Genomic DNA, 20,486 nt, shown 5'->3' on the forward strand with positions numbered 1-20,486 from the left:
GGCCGCCATACGACAGTGACAGCAGCCAGGAACGGGGCTGACCGCCATACGACAGTGACAGCAGCCAGGAACGGGGCTGACCGCCATACGACAGTGACAGCAGCCAGGAACGGGGCTGACCGCCATACGACAGTGACGGCGGTCAGGCCACCTGGCGTGCCGAAGGCTCAGAGCCGGGTGATGTCCAGCTCCCCCTCCGCGTACTGCCTGCGCAGCACCTTCTTGTCGAACTTGCCGACGCTCGTCTTCGGCACCGCCTCGATGACCGTCCAGCGCTCCGGGAGCTGCCACTTGGCGATACCGCCCTCGTCGGCGAGGAAGGCGCGCAGGGTCTCGAAGGTGGCGGTGGCGCCCTCCTTGAGGACGACCGTGGCCAGGGGGCGCTCGCCCCACTTCTCGTCGGGGACGGCGACGACGGCCGCCTCGGCCACCTCGGGGTGGGACATGAGGGCGTTCTCCAGCTCCACCGACGAGATCCACTCGCCGCCGGACTTGATGACGTCCTTGGCCCGGTCGGTGAGGGTGAGGTAGCCGTCGGAGGAGATCGTCCCCACGTCGCCCGTCTTGAGCCAGCCGTCCTCGCTGAACTTGTCGGCGGGGCGGAGCGGGTCGGCGCCCGGGCCGTTGTAGTAGGCGCCGGCGATCCACGGGCCGCGCACCTCCAGCTCACCGGCCGACTCGCCGTCCCAGGGGAGGCGCTCGCCGCCCGGGCCGGTCAGCCGGGCCTCGACACCGGCCGGGAAGCGGCCCTGGGTGAGGCGGTAGGCGAACTCCTCCTCCGTGCCCACCACACCGGCCGGGGGACGGGCGACCGTGCCGAGCGGTGACGTCTCCGTCATGCCCCAGGCGTGGCAGACGCGCATGCCCAGCTTGTCGAAGGCCTCCATGAGGGCCGGCGGGCAGGCCGAGCCGCCGATGGTGACCTGGGTGAGGGAGGAGACGTCGCGGGGGTGCGCGGTCAGCTCGGCGAGCAGGCCCTGCCAGATGGTCGGGACGGCGGCGGCATGGGTCGGCCTCTCGCTCTCGATCATCGCGGCGAGCGGGGCCGGCTGCAGGAAGCGGTCCGGCATCAGCAGGTTCACACCGGTCATGAAGGTCGCGTGCGGCAGCCCCCACGCGTTCACATGGAACTGCGGCACCACGACCAGCGAGGTGTCCTCGTCGGTCAGGCCCATCGACTGGGCCATGTTGACCTGCATGGAGTGCAGATAGATGGAGCGGTGGCTGTAGACCACGCCCTTGGGGTCGCCGGTGGTGCCGGAGGTGTAGCACATGGAGGCGGCCTGGCGTTCGTCCAGCTCAGGCCAGTCGTACGAGGTGGGCTTCCCGGCGATCAGGTCGTCGTACTCGTGGACCCGCGCGGTCGCGTCCGCGAGCAGGGAGCGGTCCCCGGGGCCGGAGACGACCACGTGCTCCACCGTCTTCAGGTGGGGGAGCAGCGGGGCGAGCAGGGGCAGCAGCGAGCCGTTGGCGATGATCACGCGGTCGGCGGCGTGGTTGACGATCCAGGCCAGCTGCTCGGGCGGGAGCCGGAGGTTCAGGGTGTGGAGGACCGCGCCCATGGAGGGGATCGCGAAGTAGGCCTCCACATGCTCCGCGTTGTTCCACATCAGGGTGGCGACCCGGTCGTCGCCGGCGACGCCGAGGTCCTCGCGCAAGGCGTGGGCGAGCTGGGCCGCGCGGGCGCCGATCTCGGCGAAGGAGCGGCGGTGCGGCTCGTCCTCGCCGGTCCAGGTGGTCACCTGCGATGCCCCGTGGATCGTCGACCCATGGGTCAGGATCCTCGAGATCAGCAGCGGTACGTCCTGCATGGTGCTCAGCACGGCGTCCTCCCGGGCGACATTGCCTACGCGGTGGTAAGGGTTGCGCTGATTCTGCGCACATACCGCGCGGTATGTCACTAGGACCGGGTGATCGATCACCCCACGGCCGACAACCAAACCGATCAGCGGGGACCGACACGTCCGCTCAGCTGCGCACAAACCCCAGCTCAGCGTCCTCCCGGAGCTTGCTGATCGCACGGGAGACGGCCGACTTCACCGTACCCACCGAGACGCCGAGCACCTCCGCCGTCTGGACCTCGCTGAGGTCCTCGTAGTACCTGAGGACCACCATCGCCCGCTGCCGGGCCGGCAGCCGCATGATCGCCCGCCACATCGCGTCGCGCAGCGCCTGCTGCTCGGCCGGGTCGTCACCGCCGGGCACCGGATCCGGCTCGGGCAGCTCCTCGCAGGCGAACTCGTCGACCTTGCGCTTGCGCCACTGCGACGTCCGGGTGTTCAGCAGCGCCCGGCGCACATAGCCGTCGAGGGCGCGGTGGTCCTCGATACGCTCCCAGGCGACGTACGTCTTGGTGAGCGCGGTCTGCAACAGGTCCTCCGCGTCGCTCGGGTTGCCGGTGAGCGAGCGGGCGGTACGCAGCAGCACCGGCCGGCGGGCCCTGACGTACGACGAGAACGACGGGTACGGAGGGGTCTGCGCCGCTGGTGCAGCGGCCTTCGACGCGCTGGTGCAGACGAGTGTGGTCATGGCTCAACGCTATGAGCGGGGCCACCGTCAGCGGATCGGCCGCAGGTCCCGAAGCGGGGTCCCCCTCAGGTTGTACGGGTGGGGTTCGCCGCACCTCCTGTAGGTGGAGCAAAGGACCCGGGGAACTGCGGGTCAACCCTGAGGGTCGGCTGTCAGTACGAGTCCCGAGGTGGGCACGCCCGTCCCCGCCGTCACCAGGACCCGTTCCGCACCCGGTATCCGGTTCACGGCCGTCCCCCTGATCTGCCGGACGGCCTCCGCCACGCCGTTCATCCCGTGCAGGTACGCCTCCCCCAGCTGCCCGCCGTGCGTGTTGAGCGGCAGGCGTTCCCCGGCCACGAAGTCCGGCGCCTCGCCGGGGCCGCAGAAGCCGAACTCCTCCAGCTGCATCAGCACGAACGGCGTGAAGTGGTCGTAGAGGATCCCCACGTCGATGTCGGCCGGGGCGAGCCCCGAGGTCCGCCACAGCTGCCGGGCCACCACCGCCGTCTCGGGCAGGCCGGTCAGGTCGTCGCGGTAGAAGCTGGTCATCTGCTCCTGCGCGCGTCCGGCGCCCTGGGCCGCTGCCGCGATCACGGCGGGACGGTGCGGCAGATCGCGGGCCCGCTCCACGGAGGTGACCACGAGCGCCTGACCGCCGTCCGTCTCCTGGCAGCAGTCCAGCAGCCGCAGCGGCTCGACGATCCAGCGGGACGCGGCATGGTCGGCCAGGGTGATGGGCCGGCCGTGGAAGTAGGCCGCCGGGTTGGCCGCCGCGTACCTGCGGCCCACGACGGCCACGTGCCCGAAGGCCTCCGGGGTCAGCCCGTAGGTGTAGAGGTACCGCTGGGCCGCCATCGCCACCCAGGAGGCCGGGGTGAGCAGTCCGAACGGCAGCGTCCAGCCGAGCGCCGCGCCCTCCGCCGACGGCTCCCGGTGCCGCACCCCGGAGCCGAAGCGGCGGCCCGAGCGCTCGTTGAACGCCCGGTAGCAGACGACCACGTCCGCGACGCCCGAGGCGATCGCCAGGGCCGCCTGCTGGACGGTGGCGCAGGCCGCGCCGCCGCCGTAGTGGACGCGGGAGAAGAAGGAGAGCTCGCCGATGCCGGCCGCCTGGGCGACGGTGATCTCGGGGCTGGTGTCCATGGTGAAGGTGACCATCCCGTCCACGTCGGCGGGTGTCAGCCCCGCGTCCGCGAGGGCCGCGCGCACCGCCTCGACGGCCAGGCGCAGTTCGCTGCGGCCCGAGTCCTTGGAGAACTCGGTGGCCCCGATGCCGGCGATGGCCGCGCGCCCGCCGAGCCCGTCCCGTCCTCTCAGGCTCATGCCGGAGCCCTCACCGTCACCGTGCCCGTGACGTGCTTGCCGAGGCCGTTCGCGCCGACGACCCGGACGGTCACCGTGTCCCCGTCGACCTCCTCGACCGTGCCCGTCAGCACCATCGTGTCTCCGGGGTGGTTGGGCGCGCCGAGCCGGATGGCCACCCGGCGCAGCTCCGCCCGGGGCCCGAAGTGGTCGGTGATGTAGCGCCCGACCAGGCCGTTGGTCGTCAGGATGTTCATGAAGATGTCGGGGGAGCCCTTCTGCCGGGCGAGCTCCGGGTCGTGATGCACGTCCTGGTAGTCCCGGGAGGCGATCGCCCCGGCGACGATCAGGGTGCGGGTGATCGGTATCTCCAGGGGAGGGAGGCGATCGCCGGCGTTCACCGCGTCACCCCCTGGAAGACGGGCAGCACCAGCTCGTCGTCGTACTGCCGGAAGCAGAGCCGTACGGGCATCCCGACGCGCACCTTGTCGTACGGCACCCCCACCACGTTGCTGATGATCCGCACGCCCTCCGCGAGCTCGATCAGCCCGACCGCGTAGGGGGGCTCGAAGGCCGGGAAGGGCGGGCGGTGCATGACGACGTACGAATAGACCGTGCCCTCGCCGCTCGCCTCGACGGTGTCCCAGCCCGGCCGGCCGCAGCTGTTGCAGCCCGGCAGCCAGGGGAAACGCAGGGTGCCGCAGCCGGTGCAGCGCTGGATCAGCAGTGCGTGGCGCGCCACGCCCTCCCAGAAGCCGGCGTTGTCGCGGTTGACGACGGGGCGGGGGCGGCGTTCCTCCGGCTTCGGCGGGTTCGTCGGGCGGCGTGCGGGGGCGTATTTGAGGATGCGGAAGCGGTGGGTGCCGGCGAGTTCGCCGCCCGCCCTGACGTCCGTGCGGGTGGTGACGAAGTAACCCGGTCCCAGTTTTGTGGTCTTGCGCTCCGACACCGACTCGATCACCGAGTCGAAGGTGATCTCGTCCCCGGGGCGCAGGGGGCGGGCGTACTCCTGCTCGCAGTCGGTGGCGACGACCGCGTGGTGGCCCGACTCGTCGAGCAGGCCGAGGAGTTCGTCGTAGGCCGCCGTGCGTTCGGGGCGGCGGGAGAGGCCGGCCATGGTCCACGCCTGGAGCATGGTGGGGGGAGCGATGGCGTCCGGGCCCGTGTACGCCGGGTTGGTGTCGCCCATGGCCTCGCACCAGTGCCTGATCATCGGGGCGTTGACGGGGTCCCGGCCGACCCCGGTGGCGGCGGCCGGGCAGCCCTCGTAGGCCTTCAGGCGCGCCTCGAACTCCTCGTGGACCTCCGGCTCACCGTTCACGGTTTCTGACTGTCCGTCAGATTCGCCGTTCCGTCAAGGCCCCGCAGCCGTCGAAGACGCCTGTGCGGCGGCACCGAAGTACCGCCGCACAGGCGCTTGTCGCCCGTCGGCCTGCTGCCGGGCGGTGGCAGCGTTGCCGAAGTTGCCGCCGCCGACTCCGCTGCCGAGGAGGCCCTGCCCGATCCCCCTTTCCTTTTTCGAACGTACGTACGAAACTAGAGGCATGGCCACCACCGACCGGCAGGCCACGACGCTGGCCCTCGCACACGCCCTGTCAGCCGCCGACCGCGGACTGGCCGTCATCCCCTTGTCCCGCACCAAGCTCCCTGCCCTGCGCTCCCCTCACCGCGACGACCCCGCCCCCTCCCCCTGCCACGGCGAGTGCGGCCGGCTCGGCCACGGGGTCTACGACGCCTCCAGCGACCCGGCCCGCATCCGCGAGCTGTTCGCCGCGGCGCCCTGGGCGACCGGGTACGGCATCGCCTGCGGGCTGCCCCCGCACCATCTGATCGGCATCGACCTGGACGTGAAGACCGGCACGGACGCCCCGGCCGCCCTGCGCGAGCTGGCGCTGCGGCACCTGTTCACCATCCCGCCGACCGTGGTCGTCGTGACCCCGTCCGGCGGCCGTCACCTCTGGCTGACCGGCCCGCCCGACGTGGTCGTCCCCAACTCCGCGGGCCGCCTCGCCCCCGGCATCGACATCCGGGGCGCCGGCGGCTACCTCGTCGGCCCCGGCTCCCGCACCGGCCAGGGCGTGTACGCCGCGGCCCCGGGGACCTCGCACCTGGCCCCCGCCCCCTGCCCGCGCTCCCTCCTTCGCCTGCTCCTCCCGCCGCCCCGCGCCCACCACCCCACACCCCCGGCGACCGGCGGCCACGGCCAGGGCCTGGTCCAGTTCGTCCTCGCCGCACACGAGGGCCAGCGCAACACCCGGCTGTTCTGGGCGGCCTGCCGGGCCTACGAGGACGGCATCGGCCCCGCGCTCGTGGACGCGCTGGTCGACGCCGCCCGGGGCACCGGCCTCACCGCGCGCGAGGCCCGGGCGACGATCGCGTCGGCAGCGCGGCTGACGGGGCACCGGCCCTGAGCCAGGGCCTGCCCATGAGCACCGAAAGACCTCCATGCGACAGCACGTCAAAACGCCGGCCCTGGCGCTCGCCCGCCTCGTCCTGGCCTCCGGCCGCCCGGTGGATCTCGCCGAGCTGCGATTCACGTCGACGTACGGCGACCTGCTGGAGGGCTATCCCTGCAAGCCGGTGAACGACCGGCGGATCCGCGGCCTGCTGCGCGCCGCCGAGCGGGCCCGCCCCGGCACACCGGTCCACCTGCTCCCGCCCCCGCGCGCCTACCCCGACCAGTACGCGGGCGGCCTCGGGCCCGTCGAGGTCCTGCCCGCCGTGGCCTGCGTCGGCACGTTCCACTCCACGGCTCTCGATCCGGCCCACGATCCGGTCGCGTACCGCTCCCGGCTCACCGTCGTCTGGTTCCAGGCCACGCCCCGCCTGCCCTCGGGCTGTGACGCGGAGCCCGGGCTGCGCGACCTCGACTGGGCGGGACTGGCCCGGGACGCCCGGGCGCTTGCGTAGGGTCGTCCGATGAGCGTTTCCCGCACGGAACTGCTGCGCTGGCAGCACGAGTTGACCTGGTCGTTGTTCGAGTACCACCTGGAGCGGCTGGAGCCGGAGGACTTCCTCTGGGAGCCCGCGCCGCGCTGCTGGACGATGCGCAAGGGCCCCGACGGCACCTGGGTACCGGACTGGGCGGAGACCGAGCCCGACCCCGTGCCCGTCCCCACCGTCGCCTGGGTGAGCTGGCACATCGGCTGGTGGTGGAGCATGGTCCTCGACCACGCCCAGGGCCGCCCGCCCCGCGACCGCACGGACATCGCCTGGCCCGGCGAGGGCGCACCGGCCATCGACTGGCTGCGCGGCCTGCACACGCAGTGGCTGACCGTCCTGGACGACCTCACCGACCCCGACCTGGACGCCACGGCCCCGTTCCCCTGGCCGCACGACCCCCAGTACACGGTCGCGCACATGGCGGCCTGGCTGAACGCGGAACTGATGAAGAACGCGACGGAGATCGGCCAACTGCGCTTGCTGCGGGCGGCTTCCGCCTAAGGGGGCCTTTCACCACGCCCGCCCGGGTGGCGCGCTCATGGTGAAAGGCCCCCTAAGGCGCGATGCGGTAGACCGTGGACTCGCGGGCCCGGAACCCGAGCCGCTCGTAGAGGCGGTTCGCGGCGGCACGATCCTGCCGGGAGGTGAGGTCGACCGTACGGGCCCCGGCCTCGCGGGCGATCCGCACGGCCTCCTCGATGAGCAGGCCCGCGATGCCCTGCCCGCGCGCCGCGTCGTCGACGACCACGTCCTCGACGCGGCCCCTCAGCCCGGACGGCAGGGGCAGCAGCACGAGGGTCAGGGTGCCGGCGATCACGCCACCGGCCCGGGCCACGAGCACGGTGATGGCGTCGCAGCGGACCATCCGGTCGACCGCCGCCCGGTCCAGGGCCCGGGCCGTCGTGGACAACTGCGGAAGCAATCGGCCGAAGGCGTCGACGAGTTCCTCGCTCGGCTCCCGGATGATCTCGACACGGACGTCCATACCGGAAGCGTATCGGTACTCCCCCATCACTCACGGCAGCCCTGTGACCAGCGACGAAGCCGTTCGTTGAAGCGGGCATGCGCTCTCGAACCCGGTGGCGATGGCGGGGGCGGCCGGTCCGGGGCGATCGATCCCATCACGCCGTTCGCGCCGGGCAGCTCGGCGATCGCCGGGATGGCGCAGCCGTTCTACGACGCGTTCACCCCTGCCGTGTCACCGGGTCCGAGGGCCTGGCCGGGCAGTTCGTGACATCGTGGGGGCATGAGCATCGACGTTCGGCCGGCCACGGTCTTCGAGGACGTCCGTGCCGTGCTGGGACCCAAGTCGGCCGGGGCGAACGTCTGCTGGTGTCTGAGCTACCGGATCCCCTCCAAGCTCAACAACGAACTGCGCGGCCCGGCCCGCGGCGAGTACGTCGCCGAGCTGTGTCACCAGGAGCCCCCGCCCGGCGTGCTCGCCTACGACGGCGGTGAACCGGTCGGCTGGGCCGCCGTCGCCCCGCGCGCGGACACCTCCTTCGCCCGCAACCGCAAGATCCCGCACATCGACGACCTGCCCGTCTGGTCGCTGTGGTGCGTCCGGGTCCGCCCCGGTCACCGGAAGCAGGGCATCTCGCACGCCCTCATCGCCGGCGCCGTCGAGTTCGCCCGCGCCCACGGCGCTCCGGCGATCGAGGCGTACCCCCTGGACAACGGCGACGCCAGGGTCGACCTGACGATGGCGTACGCCGGCCTCCGCAAGAACTTCGAACGCGCCGGCTTCACCTACGCGGCCGCCACCACCTCGGTACTGGCCGGCCACCCCCGGGTCCTGATGCGGCTCGACCTTGCGGGCTGACGCGCCCACACAAAGGCCCGACCGCTGGCGACGGGGGATGCACCAGCGGTCGGGCTATGGCCAAGGGTAACAAGCGCTTGCCCATCGGAACCGACTGTTCGTCAGCAAAGCCCAAGTTGTGACTCGTATCACTCAACTACCGAACGGGGGCGGCCTGTTGGGCGACCGGCCCCGTCAGGGCTCGCACGGCGGGTCGTAGGACAGCCGGGGCAGGTACTCGCTCCAGGTCTCCCGCGTCAGAACGCCCCGGGTCATCGTGCAGACGCGGCGTGCGGCCGCCTCGACGTCCAGGTTCCACAGCCGGATGGTGTCGGTGCCGCTCGACACCCCGATCATGTGGCTGTTCGGGCTGAACGACAGGAAGGTGCCGCCGCTCCTGGCGTTGGGACTCATCGACTGGCCGATCGCGGTGGCCCGGGCGGGGTCGGAGAGGTTCCAGAGCCGCACGGTGCTGTCGTTGCCGCCGCTGGCCAGGGTGTGGCCGCTCCGGCTGAACGTCAGGGACACGACCGCCTCCGTGTGGCCGGTGAGGCTCCTGCGTTGCGAGGCCGCGGCCGGGTTCTCCAGGTCCCAGAGCCGGACGGAGTTGTCGTCGCCGCCGCTGGCCAGCGTCTGCCCGTCGGGGCTGTAGGCGAGGACGTTGACGGCTCCGAGATGCCCCGTGAGAGGTGCGCCGCGCAGGACGGCGCGTCCGGGGGCCGTCACGTTCCACAGCCGGATGGTGCCGTCGGCGCTGCCGCTGGCCAGCGTATGGCCGTCCGGGCTGAAGACGAGGGAGTTGACGTACCCCTTGTGCCCGGTGAGGGGGGCGCCGAGCGGGCGCGGACGGGACGGGTCGCCGATGTCCCACAGCTGGACGGTGCGGTCGTCGTCAGCGGTCGCCAGCAGGCGCCCGTCCGGGCTGAAGGCCAGCGGGTCGGCGAACCGGATGCGCAGCGGGACGGGAGGCCCGTGGGGGACGGGGCGGTCCGGATCGCCGACGTTCCACAGCTGCAGGGCCCGGTTCCCCGTCACCATGGCGAGCGTGCGGCCGTCCGCGGAGAACTCCAGGGAACGCACGCCGCCCTTCGGCCGGAAGGGTTCGCCCATCAGCACGGGCCTGCCGGGCTTGCGCACGTCCCACAGCCGGACCCGCCCGTCGAGCGCCGCCGTCGCGAGCACCCGCCCGTCCGGCCGGAACACTCCGGTCCGGCCGATCATGTCCGCCGTCGGCAGCGCCCACAGACGGACCTTGTTGTCGCCCGACCCGGTGGCCAGGGTGCGCCCGTCGGGACTGAAGCCGAGCGCGTACATCTCGCCGCTGCTGCCCGCCAGAGGCGCGCCGACCTGCGACGGGTACGCCGGATCACCGACCTTCCACAGACTCGCCGTGCTGTCCGCGCTGGCGGCGGCGAGCATGCTGCCGTCGGGGCTGAAGGCCACGGACCACACCGCGCCCGTGTGGCCGGTGAGCGGCGCTCCGATCGCTGCCGGGCGACGCCGGTCGGCCATGTCCCAGAGGCGGATGGTGTTGTCCGAGCTGCCGCTGGCGAGCGTACGGCCGTCGGGGCTGAAGGCCACGGAGTGCACCGTGGCGGTGTGGCCGGTCAGCGGCTCCCCGATCGGCTCCGGACGCCGGGGGTCCGTCACGTCCCACAGCCGGATCGTGCCGTCGTCGCCGCCGGCCGCCAGCGTCCGGCCGTCCGGGCTGAACGCCACCGACCGTACGGCGGCCTCGTGCCCGGTCAGGGGCTTGCCCAGCGCTCGCGGCCGGCCGGGGTCGGCCACGTCCCACAGCCGTACGGTGTGATCGTCGCCGACCGAGGCCAGCGTGCGTCCGTCCGGGCTGAAGGCGACCAGGTAGATCGTGCCGTCGTGGCCGGTCAGGGGCTTGCCGAGCCGCTTCGGGTGACCGGGGTCGGTCACGTCCCACAGCCGGATCGTGCCGTCGTCGGAGGCGCTGGCGAGGGTGCGCCCGTCCGGGCTGAAGACCGCGCTGCTCACCCAGCTGGTGTGACCGGTGAGCGGCTTGCCCAGGGGCTTCGGACGCTTGGGATCGGTCGTGTTCCACAGCCGCACGGTCCGGTCGTAGCTGGCGGTGGCGAGGGTACGGCCGTCCGGGCTGAACGTCGTGAGGTACACCGCGCCGCTGTGGCCGACCAACGGCGTGGACAGCGGGGCGTTCACGATGGAGATCAGGCGGCTGTTCGCACCCTTGTCGTCCGGGCGCAGCCGGTGTGCCACCAGGTCGAGCTGCGCGGACAGCGAGGGGTCGGTGTCCTGGACGCGATCCGCCTGGGCGAGCACCTGTTCGAACACGGCTTCGTCCCGCTGCTTCCAGGCGACGACGGCCGCCCCGACGGCCAGCACCGCCAGCACGACCAGGGTCGCCACCGCACCCCGGCTGATCCAGATGATGCGCCGGCGCAGCCTGACCGAGGCGGCCAGGAACTCCACCGCGCTCCGGGTCAGGAACGTGTCCCCGGCGGACTTCGCCCACCCATGGGCCTGTTCCAGCCGGGAGCCCCGGTAGAGCAGTGAGGTGTCGCGGTCCGACTCCTCCCAGGCCCGGCCGTCCTCCTCCAGACGCTGGCGCAGCAGATTGCCCTGCCGGTCGTCGTCGATCCAGTCGCGCAGCCGCGGCCAGGCGTGCAGCAGCGCCTCGTGGGTGATCTCCACGGTCTCCGCGTCGAGCGTCACCAGCCGGGCGCGGACCAGTGCCTCCAGGGACTCCTCGGTCTTGCCGGGGTCGGTCGACTCCTCCGCCAACTGGCGGCGGGTACCCCGCCTGCGCGTGGCCTGGGTGTCCTCGCCCAGCCGGACCAGCCGGAGCAGGAGCAGCCGGGCCGCCGTGCGCGCCGCCGGGTCGAGACCGGACCAGGCCCGTTCGGCCGTCGCCGCGACCGCGCCCTGGATGCCGCCGGACGCGCGGTACCCGGCGAGCGTGAGCCGGCCCGCCTTCCTGCGCTGCCAGGTGGCGAGCAGGGCGTGCGAGAGCAGCGGCAGCACTCCCGCGTCGTGCGCCCCGCGCGGGCCGTCCGCGCTCACCTCCCGGACGATCAGCTCCGCCAGGCCCGGTTCCAGTTCCAGCCCGACGGCCTTGGCCGGGCCCGTCACCGCCTCGCGCAGCTCGGCGGTGGTCAGGGGCCCGAGCACCATGTGCCGGTGCTGGAGCGCGTCGGCCAGTTCGGGATACCTCAGGCACTGCTCGTAGAAGTCGGCCCGTATGCCCAGCACCACCATCGCCGGGGCCGGGTGGCCGTCACCGGCCGGCGAACAGGCGGCGTGCAGGACGTCGACGAACGCACGCCGCTCCGCCTCGTCGGGGCAGAGGGTGAACGTCTCCTCGAACTGGTCCACGATGATGACCGGCCGCGCACCGGACGGCGCCTCGCGCCGCGCCCAGGCGGCGACGGCGGCACGGACGTCGGGGCCCCTTGGGGCGCGTGGGCCCACGGCCGAGACGACGGGTGCCAGCTCGGGGATGCACCGGGTCAGCTCCGCCAGGGGATGACCGCCGGGGACGAGCTGCACGACTTTCGTCGCGTGACGGGATGCGCCGGCACGGCTGCCGGGGGATCCTTCGGCAATGCGGCTGCTGCCGCTACTGCCACTATGGTCACTATCGTCACTGCGGTCACTGCCGTCACTGCCGTCACTGCCGTCACTGCGGTCACTGCGGTCACTATGGTCACTGCGGTCACTGTGGAAACTGGCGTCACCGAGGCCGCGGTCGCCGCGGTCCCCGCCATCCCCGCGGTCCCCGCCATCCCCGCGGTCCCCGCCATCCCCGCGCTCGCCGCCATCTCCCAGCGCGCCACCCTCACCCAGCGCCCCGTGCCGCAGCGCGGGCACCAGCCCGGCGTTCAGCAGCGAGGACTTCCCCGCCCCCGACGCGCCCACGAGCATGACCAGGCCGCCCGTCCCCGCCACGGCCCGGAGCTGGTCGACGAGCGCGTCCGTGCTCCGCTGCCGGCCGAAGAACCACCGGGCGTCCTCCCTGCGGTACGAGGCCAGCCCCCGGTACGGGCACACCCCGCCGGGCGGCACGGGCGGGGCCTCGGTGTCCGGCCCCTCCTGCTCCGGGGACTCCGAGCCTCGCTCACCGACCGGACCGGCCACCGCCGCTTCCCACAAGCGCTGCCACTGACCCAGGTCGTACAGGCCCGGGGACACCGGCGTGGGCCGCGCACGCCGCGCCTCGGGGATCAGCACGTGCAGCACCGCCGCGAGGGCGGTGAACTGAGCGGGTACGTTCCGCGCCCGGCGCCAGTCGCTGATGCGCTGCGCGGACACCCGGACGGGACGCCCGCGTTCGTCGACCCGCTGGAGCCGGACGACTGCTTCGGACACCCGTTTGAGTGGAGGGTTCCCGGCTTCCTTGTACAGCAGTGCGAGGCGCTCCGCGAAGGCGGTACGTGCCCCGGAGTCGGAACCCAAGGTCTCCACTCCTTAACTCCCCGCGCCTGGACGTCCGGACCGGAAAACTCACTCTATATGCCTGACCTGCGGTAATACCGCCCGTCCGGAACCGGAGACTCCTCGTCGGCGGCCGGAACTGGCAGGATCCGGACACAGCAGCGCACTGATCCGGTCGGCTTTCCAACGGAGCCAGACGACGTTGGCCCCCACCGTTCGGCACCGGTCCCCACGAGGGGAGGGACCGGTGCCGGACGACGTGGTGATCCTCCCCAGCGGCCCGCGCTCTCCAACCCTGGATACCTGACGACTCGTCAGCTATGGTCGCCCTGCCGCTGCAAGCGACGTACAGGGGTGAGCACAGTGGAGCCACGTCCCGAGAGCCCGCGCCCGCAGGGCGCCCCGCGCTGGGTGGCGATGTACTGCCGACCGGCCGAACAGACCTGGCGGACAGCCGCGGAGTCGCCGCACCGCTCGCCCGTCCTGCATGCCCTCGGCGAGATGACACAGACCCTGCGCGCGCGTGGGGACGAGGTGACCTTCGCCCTGTGGGGCCCGAAGGACGGCGACTGGCACCGCTTCGACACACTCCTGAAGCCGGAAACACCCCCGGAGTCCGACACACGCCCGCACCAGGCGGCCGCGTCCCGGCCGAGCCCCCAAGCCCCCGCCCCCCAACCGGCCGGACTGACGGAACGCATGACCGGCCGCCGCCACCAGGTCCTCATGTCCGGGTTGAGCAAGGCGGGCCTGTACGACCTCTCCCCCGAGGACGAGGCGACCGTCCAGGCCCTCGCCGAACGACTCGACGAGGCCGCCGTACGCCGGGTCGCCCACTGGCTGGCCGCGGCCGGCGCACGGTAGGGCGGGCCGGTTCAGCCGGCCTCGCGCTGGGCAGTCAACACCTCGGGTCCGCAGGCTTCCGGTACCGGCCGGTTGAGGACGAGGGGATGAGGGGAATGAAGGCGCACAAGGTCTCTGTCGACCGCGACCTCTGCTACGGCTCCGCCGAGTGCGTCCACAGGGCCCCGGCGGTCTTCGAGTTCGTCGACGGTTTCGGAGCCGTCCGCCCCGGCCACGAGGAGGCGGGCGACGCCCCGGAGATCCTGGAGGCGGCGGAGAGGTGCCCCAGTCAGGCCATCACCATCACAGCCTCACCCACACCCACAGCCACACCCACCGCCACCGCCACCGCCACCGCCACCGACGCACCCTCGTCACCGGACCGGCGGTAGCGAGGGCCGGTGCCGGTACCGAGCCTGCTCGCGGTCTTCGCCCACCCCGACGACGAGTCCCTGTCGGCGGGCGGCACCCTCGCCCGGCACGCGGAAGCGGGCGCCCGCACGGCCGTCGTCACGGCCACCTGGGCGAGGGACACCCCGCGCGCCGCGGAGCTGGCCGAGGCGCTCCACATCCTCGGCGCCGGGCGGCCACGCATGCTGGGTTACGCCGACTCCCGCGTCCCGCGGTCGGCCCCGGGCAGCCCGCGCCTGTGCGACGCCCAGTTCGACGAGGCGGTGGGCGCCCTGGTCGCCCAGATCCGGGACTTCCGCCCGGACATCGTCGTCACCCACGACGCCTACGGCGGCCTGACCGGCCACGAGGACCATGTACACACCCACCGCGTGACCCTGTCGGCGGTCCACGCCGCCGGATTCGAACGCCTCTACCGGGACGCGGGTGAGCCCTGGCAGCCGAGCGCGCTGTACCTGTCCACGCACCCGCACTCCGCCGTCCGGGCGTGGGGCAGCCACCTGGTCACCACGGGCAAGACGATGCGCACGGTCCCGGACGACCGGGTCACGGCGACCGTCGACGTCACCGGCTGGCTGGACCGGAAAATCGCCGCCGTGCTGGCGCACCGCACGGAGGTGGAACGGGGCGCGGCTCCGGGCCTGATCGCCGCGCTGCCGGCGCCCGAGCCGGAGCGGTTGCTCGGTACGGAGTGGTACATCCGCCATGACCTGTCCGCGAAGACGCCGAGGGAGACCGAGCTCAAGCCATAGGTGGTTGATCAGCTCACGTCAGTGCCCGGCCGGAAAAGGCCAGCGAAAACTGCCCAATGCCTGGGCCCTGGCCTCCACGACCGCCATCCGGGCAGCGCGCTCGGCCCGGTCCACATGGGCGCTCTGCCCGGTCACCTGGCCCTCCCACTTCCGGTACAGCAGCCCCACCTCTCCCGAGAACCAGCCTCGGCTCACCGCGTTCAACGCGAGCAGCAGCCCCGTGTCCTCCGATGCGGGCAGCGCCATCCAGCCGCCGAGGGCGAGCAGCAGCTCCCGTCGTACGAACAGCGAGGCCGGATGGACCGGGGCGAGGAAGCCGTTGGCCTTCCAGTGCGCGAACACGGCCCCGCGCTCGATCGGCCCGGGGTCGGGGTCGCCCGGGAAACGGGCCGTCGACCCGTCGGGCATGAGGTCCAGCACCCGCGACGTCGCCCACCCGAGGCCGCGGTCGGCCTCCAGCGCCGCCAGATCCCTCGCGAGCGTGCCCGGCGTCAACTGGTCGTCGGCGTCCAGAACCTTCACGTACGCACCCTCGGCATGCGCCAGCGCCATGGTCCGAGCGACCCCGGGGCCTCCGGCCCGGCCCTGCCGGAACGTCACCCGCTCATCGTCGGGCACGTACGGCCGTATGTCCGCGCTCTCCCCGTCCTCCTGGATCACCCAGTGCCACGCCCAGCCCTCCGGCAGCCACTGCTCGCACAGGGACGTGTGGGCCTCCGGCAGGAACCGGGCCGACGGGCCGTGCACAGCGGTGACGACGACGATGCGCCCGCTCACCTCGGAACTCCCGCTGCCACGACGGTCTTCAAACCGCTCCCTCCGGCCACTGCGTCTGCCCACTCCCGCCCCGTCCCCCCGGTGAGGAGCGCCGACAGCCTACCGACGTGCCCTGGTGGGCCGTTCGGCACCGCGGGGCCGTGAGCCCGCCGGTGTGCGCGGTCGGCGCCCGGGTATGCGCAGCCCGGAAAGCCGCTCCAGAGTGGTGAGCACAACGAAAGAGCCCTACATGGTCATCCCGCTTATGAAGCAGGCGGCAGATGAGCAGGGCATGGGTGAGCACGCCACGCTCCGCTCCGACGTGGCGTGGGACAGCGGTGCGGCCAGCGCGGCTGACGCGCGCCGCGTTCTCCGCGCCTTCCTCGCCCGCGTCCCGCTGACCGGCCGCACGCCCGTACCAGCCTTGCCGGCCATGGACGCCGAACTGGTCGTCAGCGAACTCGCCACGAACGCCCTCCGGCATGCTCCCGGCCCGTGCGGCCTGGTCCTGCAGCTGTCAGCCGGCACACTCGCGATCACCGTGTGGGACACCTCACCCGACGAACCGGTGGTGCACAAGGGCGACCGGCACCGCGTCGGCGGGCACGGACTCCACCTGGTGCACACCGTCAGCGACACAGTCGTCGTCGGATTTCGCACCGTGGGAAAGCAGATCACCGCCCATCTGCGCCTGCCACCACACCGAGATCACGCAGAAGGGGTGCCCCGAAACTGGGAGACCCCTTCTGACCTGCAACATCCATGACCTACGCCACACCGCCGGCACAGGCTTCAGCCTGGCCATCACTGCTGTCGCCGCCTCAGCGCTCTTCGGATGAGCAAGAAGGCCGCAAGCGCGATCAGAGCAATCCCCATGAAGATCAACATTGCCCCAAGGACAATCAGGACCGTCCCCACCAGGATCAACATCGCCCCAATCAGGACCAACATCGTCCCGATGATGAGAAGAAACATCGCGAGGACGGTCATGGCTGCCTCCTGCCCCCTCTCGACTCTGACCCCTTCCCGTCCCCTTTGCAACGATCCGGATGCTGAACGGAGCGACGTGGTCGCACTCGGTCGGTGTCGGCCCGGCCCCGGTACGCGGAGTGGTCGAACCGACAGGACCCAAGCAGAAGGGGTGTCTCTCATGAGAGACACCCCATCTGACCTGCGAGGCTTACGACCTCTGCGGAGGCGGTGGGATTTGAACCCACGGTGACATCGCTGCCACGACGGTTTTCAAGACCGTTCCCTTCGGCCGCTCGGGCACGCCTCCCCGCGCCGGCCGTGATCGGCGGCGCGGGGACAAGGGTAACGGGTCGCTGCGCGCGGCTGCCGGTCAGTTGTCGCCGACGCGCGAGCCCAGGGTCACGTCGACCGTCTGCTGCTTGCCGTCGCGCTCGTAGGTGATCGTGACCTTGTCGCCGGGCTTGTGGGTCCAGATCTCGCCGATCAGGGTGGGGCCGGAGTCGATCACCCGGTCGTCGAGCTTGGTGATGACGTCGCCGGGCTTGAGGCCGGCCTTGGCGGCCGGGCCGCCGGGCTCGACCGGTGCGGCGGCGCCGCCCGCCCCCTCCTTGGAGATCTGCGCGCCGCCCGAGGTGTCCTCCAGCGAGACGGACGCGCCGATCTTCGCGTACACCGGCTTGCCGGTCTTGATCAGTTCCTGGGCGACGTACTCGGCCTGGTTGATCGGGATGGCGAAGCCCAGGCCGATCGAGCCGGACTGGCCGGTGCCGAAGCCGCCGTTGCCGGTGGACTGGATCGCGGAGTTGATGCCGATGACGTTGCCCTGCGCGTCCAGCAGCGGACCGCCCGAGTTGCCCGGGTTGATCGAGGCATCGGTCTGCAGGGCGCTCATGTACGACGCCTGGCTGCCGCTGCCGTCGCTGGAGGCGACCGGGCGGTTCTTGGCGCTGATGATGCCCGTCGTCACCGTGTCGGACAGGCCGAAGGGGGCGCCGATCGCGATGGTCGCGTCGCCGACCGCCACCTTGTCCGAGTCGCCGAGGGTGAGCGGCTTCAGGTCCGACGGGGCGTTCTTGAGCTTGATGACCGCCACGTCGTAACCCTGCGCGTGCCCGACCACCTGGGCGTCGTACCTCTTGCCGCTCGGGAACGTCGCGGTGAGCTTGCCGCCGTCCACCGCGCCGGCCACGACGTGGTTGTTGGTGACGATGTGGCCCTGCTTGTCGAAGACGAAGCCCGTGCCCGTGCCGCCCTCGCCGCTGTTGCTCTCGGCCTCGATCGTGACCGTGCTCGGCAGCGCCCGGGCGGCCACGCCCGCGACCGTGCCCGGGTCTCGCTTGACGTCGCCCCCGCTGCTGGAGGCGGAGACGGTCGTCGAGCCGCTGCTGTCGTCGTTGTTCTTCGCCAGCGTGTAGCCGAGACCGCCGCCCAGGCCGCCCGCGACCAGCGCGGCCACCAGGAGCGCGGCGACCAGACCACCACGGCCACGGCCGGACTTCGGCGCCGGCTGCTGGTACGAGGAACCCCAGCCGCCGCCGGAACCGGAACCGCCGTCGCCGTACGGGGAGGTGGGCGGCGGGGGCGGGGGCCAGGAGGGGTCGGGGGCGGAGGACGAGACGCCGTGATGTGCGGCGTCACCAGGAGCGCCCTGGCCGGGGGCGGGCTGACCCTGGGAGTCCTGTCCGTACGGTCCCGGCCCCTGAGATGACTGCCCCTGGGGCGCCGGAGCAGCGGGAGCGTCCACCGGCACGGGGGGTGCGGACGGGGCGGGGGGTACCGCGGTGCCCTCGTTCTCGGTGCTCACAGCTTCTCTCCTCGATCCACGGCTGTTTCCTGGGTCGCACTCGGTCACGCTTTTTCACGCTGGCGACGGTCCGGCGCGATACGGCTGTGCTTGTCCCTTTGTATGCCGTCAGCTTTTCCCACTGGCCGTCAGAGCACCATAAGCGGTGGCTGTGGGTCTGGGGCCATTCTTTATATAGGTCATTGCCGACGAAAAGGATGCAATTCCAGTGCCTCCGTCCGGACCTGTGAATCCGCCGGGTCCGTCCGACCAGACGCGTACCCGCGCGCGGTGGCACCATGACGCGGTGACTCACGCTCGACAGCATGTGATTCAAGTCGTCGCCCACCGCGGGGCCTCCGAGGACGCCCCGGAACACACCCTGGCCGCCTACACCAAGGCGATCGAGGACGGCGCGGACGCCCTCGAATGCGATGTGCGCCTCACCGCCGACGGCCACCTGGTGTGCGTACACGACCGCCGGGTCAACCGTACGTCCAACGGCCGCGGCGCGGTCTCCGCCCTGGAGCTCGCCGACCTCGCCGCCCTGGACTTCGGCTCCTGGAAGAGCGGCGAGGCCTACAAGGGGCGCGACGAGGACCCCGACTGGGAGCACCGCCCGGAGGACCGCGAGGCGACGTCCGTCCTCACGCTGGAGCGGTTGCTCGAACTCGTCGCCGACGCCGGGCGCCGGGTGGAACTGGCCATCGAGACCAAGCACCCCACGCGCTGGGCGGGGCAGGTCGAGGAGCGGCTGCTGGTCCTGCTGAAGCGGTTCGGCCTCGACGCCCCGGCCACCGCCGAGGAGTCCCGGGTACGGGTCATGAGCTTCTCGGCGCGCTCGCTGCACCGCGTGCGTGCCGCCTCGCCGACCCTGCCGACGGTGTACCTGACGCAGTTCGTCTCGCCCCGGCTGCGCGACGGACGGCTGCCCCCGGGCGTGCCGATCGCGGGTCCGTCCCTCCGGATCGTGCGCAACCACCCCCTTTATGTGGAGCGGCTGAAACGGGCCGGCCACCAGGTGCACGTGTGGACCGTGAACGAGCCCGAGGACGTGGACCTCTGTGTCGGCCTGGGCGTCGACGCCATCATCACCAACCGCCCGCGCGCGGTGCTCGACCAACTCGGCCGCTGAGGTCCGCCGACCTCATAAGTCCCACCAGACCCATGCACACCTCTTGACCTCATCCCTTGCCGGACGGGATCCTCGCGTCTCGGCCACACCGATGAAATCCAGCCACACGATTACAGGGAGTGCTCCGGCGCGTTCGGTCCGTGTTCGATCGTGGTGAATGCGTCACCGGACGTGGATTGGCCGGTTTCCGGTACAGGCCAATGGGGCATCCACACCGTGGCGTGGGGCGAAGGAGGTCTCGGGGGTGGCGTTGGTGGTGGCACAGGAGGTGCCCACGTCGTCGAGCATGGCCGTTCCCCATGGCCCTGCGGGCGTGGGGGAAGCGAGGCACCGTATGCGTGCACAGTTGCGCAGAGGTGGCGTAGCGGAATCGGTCATCGACGACGCCGTACTGATCCTTTCCGAACTTTTGAGCAACGCGTGCAAACACGGCAGGCCCCTGGGCGACGCGTTCTCCGGGGACGGTGACGTTCGCGCCGCGTGGCGTGTGGACCCGTCCGGCCGGCTCATCGTCGAGGTCACGGACGGCGGCGGCCCGACCCGCCCCGCCCCCGCGACCCCGTCGGTCACGGCGCACGGCGGCCGGGGGCTGAACATCATCACCGCGCTGGCCGACGACTGGGGTGTCCGGGACGACATCCGCGGTGAGGTCACCGTGTGGGTCGTCGTCCACGCCGACGTGTACGACCCGGACGCCGGCCACCGCCGCGACGACTTCGCGACCCGCGTGACGGCCCCGGCGGTGTCCCAGCTACCCGGACTGGACTTCGCGGACGCCTTCGACGACATGGACTGACCCGGCGCCGGCCGACCTGTCACCGACAGGGACCCGCCCTGTCACGGGGTTCGGCTTGTCCA

Annotated in this window: 19 protein-coding genes, 1 tRNA gene and 1 pseudogene; 10 read left to right on the top strand and 11 right to left on the bottom strand. The window is 72.1% G+C overall.

Annotation, left to right across the window (positions count from 1 at the left end; genetic code table 11):
* Positions 1–167: 167 nt before the first annotated feature.
* The 5 genes from AC07F0_RS03345 to AC07F0_RS03365 form a co-directional block, all read right to left on the bottom strand.
* Entirely contained in the window at positions 168–1,811 is a 1,644-nt protein-coding gene (locus AC07F0_RS03345; RefSeq protein WP_478974940.1) for a long-chain fatty acid--CoA ligase, read from the bottom strand.
* A 157-nt stretch (positions 1,812–1,968) separates the two neighbouring features.
* A complete protein-coding gene (locus AC07F0_RS03350; RefSeq protein ID WP_478973634.1) occupies positions 1,969–2,529 on the bottom strand; it encodes a SigE family RNA polymerase sigma factor in 561 nt (186 codons plus the stop codon).
* Between the two features lie 132 nt (positions 2,530–2,661).
* Complete coding sequence (locus AC07F0_RS03355; RefSeq protein ID WP_478973636.1) at positions 2,662–3,834, bottom strand: lipid-transfer protein; 1,173 nt, start codon at positions 3,832–3,834, stop codon at positions 2,662–2,664.
* Positions 3,831–4,214, bottom strand: coding sequence for a MaoC family dehydratase (locus tag AC07F0_RS03360; RefSeq protein WP_478973639.1), 384 nt, complete (start codon positions 4,212–4,214; stop codon positions 3,831–3,833). The genes AC07F0_RS03355 and AC07F0_RS03360 overlap by 4 nt, the downstream gene beginning before the upstream one ends.
* Positions 4,211–5,134, bottom strand: a complete 924-nt coding sequence (locus AC07F0_RS03365) for a bifunctional MaoC family dehydratase N-terminal/OB-fold nucleic acid binding domain-containing protein (RefSeq protein WP_478973642.1) — start codon at positions 5,132–5,134, stop codon at positions 4,211–4,213. The genes AC07F0_RS03360 and AC07F0_RS03365 overlap by 4 nt, the downstream gene beginning before the upstream one ends.
* A 223-nt stretch (positions 5,135–5,357) precedes the next feature.
* On the opposite strand from AC07F0_RS03365, the gene AC07F0_RS03370 reads away from it, so the two are divergent.
* Genes AC07F0_RS03370 through AC07F0_RS03380 form a run of 3 tightly spaced genes read left to right on the top strand, consistent with a single transcriptional unit; the run spans position 5,358 to position 7,257 of the window.
* Positions 5,358–6,224 carry a bifunctional DNA primase/polymerase gene (locus AC07F0_RS03370; protein WP_478973645.1) on the top strand — a complete coding sequence of 289 codons (867 nt, stop codon included), beginning with the start codon at positions 5,358–5,360 and terminating at the stop codon, positions 6,222–6,224.
* Between the two features lie 34 nt (positions 6,225–6,258).
* Positions 6,259–6,723, top strand: a complete 465-nt coding sequence (locus AC07F0_RS03375; RefSeq protein WP_436730091.1) for a hypothetical protein — start codon at positions 6,259–6,261, stop codon at positions 6,721–6,723.
* A 9-nt stretch (positions 6,724–6,732) separates the two neighbouring features.
* Positions 6,733–7,257: a DinB family protein gene (locus AC07F0_RS03380; RefSeq protein WP_478973648.1), complete on the top strand. Its 525-nt coding sequence runs from the start codon at positions 6,733–6,735 to the stop codon at positions 7,255–7,257.
* 52 nt (positions 7,258–7,309) lie between these two features.
* Here AC07F0_RS03380 and AC07F0_RS03385 read toward each other — a convergent pair whose 3' ends face one another.
* On the bottom strand, positions 7,310–7,741 hold the full coding sequence (locus AC07F0_RS03385; RefSeq protein WP_478973651.1) for a GNAT family N-acetyltransferase: 432 nt from the start codon (positions 7,739–7,741) through the stop codon (positions 7,310–7,312).
* A gap of 261 nt (positions 7,742–8,002) precedes the next feature.
* Here AC07F0_RS03385 and AC07F0_RS03390 point away from each other — a divergent pair, with 261 nt between their 5' ends.
* The gene (locus AC07F0_RS03390; RefSeq protein ID WP_478973654.1) at positions 8,003–8,578 is read left to right on the top strand and encodes a GNAT family N-acetyltransferase; all 576 of its coding nucleotides are present in this window, start codon (positions 8,003–8,005) and stop codon (positions 8,576–8,578) included.
* Between the two features lie 174 nt (positions 8,579–8,752).
* On the opposite strand, the gene AC07F0_RS03395 is transcribed toward AC07F0_RS03390, so the two are convergent.
* The gene (locus tag AC07F0_RS03395; RefSeq protein ID WP_478973657.1) at positions 8,753–13,006 is read right to left on the bottom strand and encodes a WD40 repeat domain-containing protein; all 4,254 of its coding nucleotides are present in this window, start codon (positions 13,004–13,006) and stop codon (positions 8,753–8,755) included.
* A 333-nt stretch (positions 13,007–13,339) separates the two neighbouring features.
* Here AC07F0_RS03395 and AC07F0_RS03400 point away from each other — a divergent pair, with 333 nt between their 5' ends.
* From AC07F0_RS03400 to AC07F0_RS03410, 3 genes and pseudogenes are all read left to right on the top strand, one after another.
* The gene (locus tag AC07F0_RS03400) at positions 13,340–13,840 is read left to right on the top strand and encodes a hypothetical protein (protein WP_478973660.1); all 501 of its coding nucleotides are present in this window, start codon (positions 13,340–13,342) and stop codon (positions 13,838–13,840) included.
* Between the two features lie 95 nt (positions 13,841–13,935).
* Positions 13,936–14,127: pseudogene (locus AC07F0_RS03405) on the top strand (ferredoxin); the annotation flags it as partial.
* Between the two features lie 93 nt (positions 14,128–14,220).
* The gene (locus tag AC07F0_RS03410; protein ID WP_478973663.1) at positions 14,221–14,982 is read left to right on the top strand and encodes a PIG-L deacetylase family protein; all 762 of its coding nucleotides are present in this window, start codon (positions 14,221–14,223) and stop codon (positions 14,980–14,982) included.
* 18 nt (positions 14,983–15,000) lie between these two features.
* On the opposite strand, the gene AC07F0_RS03415 is transcribed toward AC07F0_RS03410, so the two are convergent.
* Positions 15,001–15,759 (bottom strand): glycosyltransferase family 2 protein, encoded by a 759-nt coding sequence (locus AC07F0_RS03415; protein ID WP_478973666.1) that lies wholly within the window; start codon positions 15,757–15,759, stop codon positions 15,001–15,003.
* A 229-nt stretch (positions 15,760–15,988) separates the two neighbouring features.
* Here AC07F0_RS03415 and AC07F0_RS03420 point away from each other — a divergent pair, with 229 nt between their 5' ends.
* A complete protein-coding gene (locus AC07F0_RS03420; protein ID WP_478973669.1) occupies positions 15,989–16,504 on the top strand; it encodes an ATP-binding protein in 516 nt (171 codons plus the stop codon).
* 38 nt (positions 16,505–16,542) lie between these two features.
* Here AC07F0_RS03420 and AC07F0_RS03425 read toward each other — a convergent pair whose 3' ends face one another.
* The 3 genes from AC07F0_RS03425 to AC07F0_RS03435 all read right to left on the bottom strand — a co-directional run bounded on the left by AC07F0_RS03425 (position 16,543) and on the right by AC07F0_RS03435 (position 18,514).
* Positions 16,543–16,728, bottom strand: coding sequence for a hypothetical protein (locus AC07F0_RS03425; protein ID WP_478973672.1), 186 nt, complete (start codon positions 16,726–16,728; stop codon positions 16,543–16,545).
* Between the two features lie 202 nt (positions 16,729–16,930).
* Positions 16,931–17,017: transfer RNA gene (locus AC07F0_RS03430), tRNA-Ser, on the bottom strand.
* Between the two features lie 63 nt (positions 17,018–17,080).
* Positions 17,081–18,514, bottom strand: a complete 1,434-nt coding sequence (locus tag AC07F0_RS03435) for a S1C family serine protease (protein WP_478973675.1) — start codon at positions 18,512–18,514, stop codon at positions 17,081–17,083.
* Between the two features lie 286 nt (positions 18,515–18,800).
* Here AC07F0_RS03435 and AC07F0_RS03440 point away from each other — a divergent pair, with 286 nt between their 5' ends.
* On the top strand, positions 18,801–19,628 hold the full coding sequence (locus tag AC07F0_RS03440; protein WP_478973677.1) for a glycerophosphodiester phosphodiesterase: 828 nt from the start codon (positions 18,801–18,803) through the stop codon (positions 19,626–19,628).
* A gap of 157 nt (positions 19,629–19,785) precedes the next feature.
* A complete protein-coding gene (locus AC07F0_RS03445) occupies positions 19,786–20,424 on the top strand; it encodes an ATP-binding protein (RefSeq protein ID WP_478973680.1) in 639 nt (212 codons plus the stop codon).
* The last annotated feature ends 62 nt before the right edge of the window (positions 20,425–20,486 follow it).

This window comes from Streptomyces sp. NPDC045955 (assembly GCF_056430805.1).